Here is a 5,114-nt window from a genome sequence, read left to right as displayed (position 1 = left end):
TGGCTCGGCACTGCCGGCCATGCAATCGATCGCGGCGCGCCTGCCAGCCTCCGCGCGGGTGAAGGCCTACGTGGAAATCACCGATGACGGCGAATGCCAGCCCATGGACAGCGCTGCCCGCTGGCGCACCGAGTGGATCACCGCCGCGCCGGGCCAGCCTGGGCAGAGGCTGTGCCAGCGGCTGATGTACCGGCCGCTGCCGCCGGGCAACGGCTATCTGTGGATGGCGGGCGAGTCCGGCGCCATGCGTGCGCTGAAGCGGCATTTCCTGGACCGTGGCATCGCACCCGGCCAGCTGAGCGCCAAGGGCTACTGGAAGTGCGGCGAGGCGGACCACAAGGACCGCTAGAGCGGCGCAAGCGGCACAAAACGGCCTCCTTCACAGATCAACACAGAGCGCCTCATCCCCCGGGTAATCACCCGGACACGGGATGGAGGCGCTCACTAGAATTCAAAAATGAACTTTGACAACAACATTCAAATTTAATGAAAAACAGCGGCCTCCGGACAGCGACTGCCTCGGCTTGCGAACTGCATGCAGCCTATGCGGCCGGCACGCTGACGCCCACGCAAGCCACCGAGCATTGCCTGCAAACGGCCTGTGAAAGCCCGTCCGTGTTCACGCGCATCACTGCGGAGCGCGCGCTGGAAGAGGCCAGGCAATCCACGCAGCGCTGGCGTACGGGCCGCCCGCTCGGGCCGCTGGACGGCGTGCCCATCAGCTGGAAGGACCTGTTCGATGTGCGTGGCACGCCCACCACGGCGGCATCGGCCCTGCTTCGCTCTGCCCCGCCAGCCCCTGCCGATGCCCCCGTGGTGGCGCGGGCCGCGGCGGCCGGCATGGTCTGCCTGGGCAAGACCAACCTCAGCGAGTTCGCCTATTCGGGACTGGGCCTGAACCCCGGCTTCGGCACCCCCGCCAATCCCCGCCTGGGTGGGCGCGCACGGGCGCCTGGCGGCTCCTCCAGCGGCGCGGCCCTGGCCGTGGTGCAGGGCTGCGGGCCGCTGGCCATGGGAACGGACACGGCAGGATCGGTGCGCATTCCCGCAGCCTTCAACGGGCTGGTGGGCTTTCGTGCCAGCCGGGGGCGCTATCCCATGCAAGGGGTCTTTGCGCTGTCACCTTCCCTGGACACGCTGGGGCCGCTGGCCCTGGGCGTGGCCGACTGCATGGCCCTGGACCAGGTGCTGCGCAGCACCGTGCCTGCCGGCGATGCCGCTGCAGGCCCTGCCGTCCCAGGCCCTGTCATAGGCCTGCAGGGACAGGTGTTCGTCATCGACCCCGGCCTGCTGGACGACGACCGCGTGCAGGTGCAGGTGCGCGACGCGATTGCAGCCGGCCTGGCCCTGCTGCAGCGGCAGGGCGCCCGCGTGCAGCGGCGCCGGCTGCAAAGCCTGGACACGGTGCAGACGCTGACGCAGCGCCATGGCTGGCTGGGCGCGCATGAGGCATTGGCCACGCACCGCGAGCGCCTGGATGCCCCGGAGCAGGCCGCGCGCATGGACCCGCGCGTGCGCAGCCGGCTGGCGGCCGCAAGGCATCTGGACCATGGCGGCTACCTGCAACTGCTGGCACGGCGCCAGCCATTGATGGCGCTGTTTGCGCAGGAGCTGGGCGGCGCCACCCTGGTGCTGCCCACGGTGGGCCATCCGGCGCCGCTGCTGCAGCCCCTGCTGGAAGACGACGCGCTGTTTGCCCAGACCAATCTCGCCACGCTGCGCCTGACCATGCCCGGCAGCTTCCTGGATGCGCCGGCCGTGGCCCTGCCCTGCGGCGCCCTGTGCCTGCAAGGCCCTGGCGCGAGCACCGAACGGCTTCCCATCGGCCTGCAGCTGATGCGCTCGCAGGGCGATGACGACCGGCTGCTGCGCATTGCCCTGGCCGTCGAACAGGCGCTTTCTTCCCTCAACCGTTCCCAGTGAAAAAGGAGTGCATGCAATGAGCAAGGACATACAGATCACGTTTGGCGTGGACGTCGATGCCGTCGGCGGCTGGCTCGGTTCGTATGGCGGGGAAGACTCGCCCGACGACATCTCGCGCGGCATGTTCGCGGGCGAGGTCGGCTCGCTGCGGCTGCTCAGGCTGTTCGACAAATACGGCCTCAAGACCACCTGGTTCATCCCGGGCCACTCCGCCGAGACCTTTCCCGAGCAGATGAAGGCCGTGGTGGACGCGGGCCATGAGATCGGCATCCACGGCTACAGCCATGAGAACCCGATTGCCATGACGCCCGAGCAGGAGGAAGCGGTGCTCGACCGCAGCATCGAGGTCATCACGCGGCTGGCCGGCCGCGCGCCCACGGGCTACGTCGCTCCGTGGTGGGAATTCAGCCCCGTCACCAACGAGCTGCTGCTCAAGAAAGGCATCAAGTACGACCACAGCCTGATGCACAACGACTTCCACCCGTACTACGTGCGCGTGGGCGACCAGTGGACCCGCATCGACTACAGCAAGCATCCCGACACCTGGATGAAGCCCCTGGTGCGCGGCAAGGAGACACGGCTGGTCGAGATCCCCGCCAACTGGTACCTGGACGACCTGCCGCCCATGATGTTCATCAAGAAGTCGCCCAACAGCCACGGCTTCGTCAACCCGCGCGACATAGAGCAGATGTGGCGCGACCAGTTCGACTGGGTCTACCGCGAGCACGACTACGCGGTCTTCCCCATCACCATCCACCCCGATGTCTCCGGCCGGCCCCAGGTGCTGCTGATGCTGGAGCGCCTGATCGAGCATTTCCAGTCGCACGACGGCGTGCGCTTCATGACGTGCGACCAGATCGCCGACGACTTCCTGCGCCGCCAGCCGCGTTGATGCCGCATCCCACCTCAGCGAGGACACCATGAATACCTCCGCCATTGCCTCCGACGCCCCAGGCGCCGGCCATCCGGCCCCGGCCGGGATCGATGCCCCCTGGACCGCGCCCACCGTGACGCGCAGGCAGGTCAGCTACGCCACCTGGGTCTGCTTTTTCGCCTGGGTCTTTGCCGTCTACGACTTCATCCTCTTCGGCACCCTGCTGCCGCAACTGGGCGAGCACTTCCAGTGGAGCGCCGAGCAGCAGGCGCGGCTGAACACCTGGGTGACGCTGGGCACGGTGATCGTGGCCTTCGGCATCGGCCCCATCGCCGACCGGCTGGGCCGGCGCAAGGGCATCATCATCGCCGTGGCGGGCGCCGCGCTGTGCTCGGGCCTGACGGCGCTGGCCGGCTGGGTGATCGGGCTGTCGGCGGGGCTGGGCTTCGTGCTGCTGATCGTGGTGCGCTCGCTGGCGGGCCTGGGCTATGCAGAGCAAAGCATCAACGCCACCTACCTGAGCGAGCTGTTCTCCCTGGTCTACACGGACCCGGCCTCCCTGCGCCGGCGCGGCTTCATCTACTCGCTGGTGCAAGGTGGCTGGCCCGTGGGCGCGGTGCTCACGGCCGTGCTGGTGGCCCTGCTGTATCCGCTGGGCGAGCGCTGGTTCGGCCAGGGCGGCGGCTGGGTGCTGTCCTTCGTGTTCGCCATGTTCCCCGCCCTGGTGATTGCCGTGCTGGGCCGCCGGCTGGTGGAAACGCCCCAGTTCCTGACCGCGCGGCGCGTTGCCGATCTGCGCCGTGCCGGACGCGAGGCAGAGGCCGCACGCCTGGCCCAGGCCCATGGCGCCCACCCGCAGCAAGCGCAGCACACCGGCCTGTCGGCCATGTTCCGGGGCGCCTCGCTGCGGCCCACGCTGTCGCTGGCCCTGGGCTTTTTCCTGAACTGGTTCGCCATCGTGATCTTCGCGGTGCTGGGCACCTCGGTGCTGGGCGGCGCCGGTGGCACGCCGGGCAAGGGCGTGGATTTCTCCAGCGCGCTGCAGGTGCTCATCATCTCCAATCTCGCGGGCTTCCTGGGCTATGTCTTCCATGGCTGGCTCGGTGACCGCATAGGCCGGCGCAACGCCGTGGCCATAGGCTGGATGCTGGGTGGCCTGGCCTTCGCACTCATGCTGAACGCGCCTTCGGGCGACTTCTGGCGCATCGTGCCGCTGTACTCGCTGGGGCTGTTCTTCCTGATCGGCCCCTATGCAGCCGCCCTGTTCCTGATCGGCGAGAGCTTTCCCAGCCACATCCGTGCCACGGCCAGCTCCTTCGTCAACGCCATGGGCCAGGTGGGCGCCATCGCGGCAGGCTTCGGCGTGACCTGGACGCTGTCGCAGGGGGCGGACTGGGCACAGGCGGCGCTGTACTGGGGAGCCATTCCCTGCGCGGCCTCGGGCCTGCTGATGTTCCTGGCGCCCCATGTCGATCCCCAGACCGTGAAGTGAGGCCGCCATGCACCCGCAGATCGACAGGAACAAGGTCGCCCTCATCACCGGCGCTGCCAGCGGCATCGGCCAGGCGCTGGCCGTGGCCTACGCGCAGGCCGGCGTTGCCGTGGCCGGCAGCTACTACCCGCAGGACCCGCACGATCCCGGCCAGACCCGGGACCTTGTCGAGCGCGCGGGCGGGCGGTGCGTGATGGAGGCGGTCGATGTGGGCGATGCCGAGCAGGTCGAGCACCTGGCCCGCGTCGCCGTGGACCGCTTCGGCCGGCTGGACTTCGCCGTCGCCAATGCAGGTTTGCTGCGCCAGGCGGCCCTGGCCGAGATGAGCGATGCGCAGTGGCAGGAGGTCATCAACATCGACCTGGGCGGCGTCATGCGCACCTTCCGGGCCAGTGCGCGCCACATGGCTGCAGGCGGGGCCATGGTGGCCGTCTCCTCCATTGCAGGCGGCGTCTACGGCTGGGAGCAGCATGCCCACTATGCGGCCGCCAAGGCAGGCGTGCCCGGGCTGTGCCGCGCCGTGGCCATGGAGCTGGCACCGCGCGGCATACGCTGCAACGCCGTGATTCCGGGCCTGATCGAGACGCCGCAGTCGCTGGACCCGGTCAACTCGCTGGGCCCGGCGGGCCTGGCGCAGGCGGCCAGGGGCATCCCGCTGGGACGCGTGGGGCAGGCCCGCGAAATCGCCGCCCTGATCCGTTTCCTGACCAGCGACGAGGCCTCCTACATCACCGGCCAATCCATCATTGCCGACGGCGGCCTGACGGTGCGCTGGCCCAGTTGAGGACATCCGACATGAGCACATCCAAGCCACTGGACACGCGG

The 5,114-nt window shown here is 69.0% G+C and carries 5 protein-coding genes; all 5 read left to right on the top strand.

The features are described from left to right. Positions 1-349 (top strand): siderophore-interacting protein (locus tag L995_RS24925; protein ID WP_047474051.1); only part of this gene is annotated, 349 nt, incomplete at its 5' end. Positions 350-486: 137 nt separating this feature from the next. Further along, positions 487-1,923 (top strand): amidase, encoded by a 1,437-nt coding sequence (locus tag L995_RS24920; RefSeq protein WP_047474050.1) that lies wholly within the window; start codon positions 487-489, stop codon positions 1,921-1,923. A gap of 16 nt (positions 1,924-1,939) precedes the next feature. Further along, positions 1,940-2,815 (top strand): polysaccharide deacetylase family protein, encoded by an 876-nt coding sequence (locus tag L995_RS24915; RefSeq protein ID WP_016449802.1) that lies wholly within the window; start codon positions 1,940-1,942, stop codon positions 2,813-2,815. A 28-nt stretch (positions 2,816-2,843) separates the two neighbouring features. Further along, on the top strand, positions 2,844-4,289 hold the full coding sequence (locus tag L995_RS24910; RefSeq protein ID WP_047474049.1) for an MFS transporter: 1,446 nt from the start codon (positions 2,844-2,846) through the stop codon (positions 4,287-4,289). Between the two features lie 7 nt (positions 4,290-4,296). Continuing rightward, a complete protein-coding gene (locus L995_RS24905; protein ID WP_016452646.1) occupies positions 4,297-5,073 on the top strand; it encodes an SDR family NAD(P)-dependent oxidoreductase in 777 nt (258 codons plus the stop codon). The last annotated feature ends 41 nt before the right edge of the window (positions 5,074-5,114 follow it).

Origin of the sequence: Delftia sp. ZNC0008 (genome assembly GCF_000799035.1) — a bacterium.
GTDB classification, from domain to species: Bacteria; Pseudomonadota; Gammaproteobacteria; order Burkholderiales; family Burkholderiaceae_C; genus Comamonas; species Comamonas tsuruhatensis.
The sequence above is the reverse complement of the archived record's forward strand: the minus strand, read 5'-3'. Positions and strand labels throughout refer to the sequence as shown.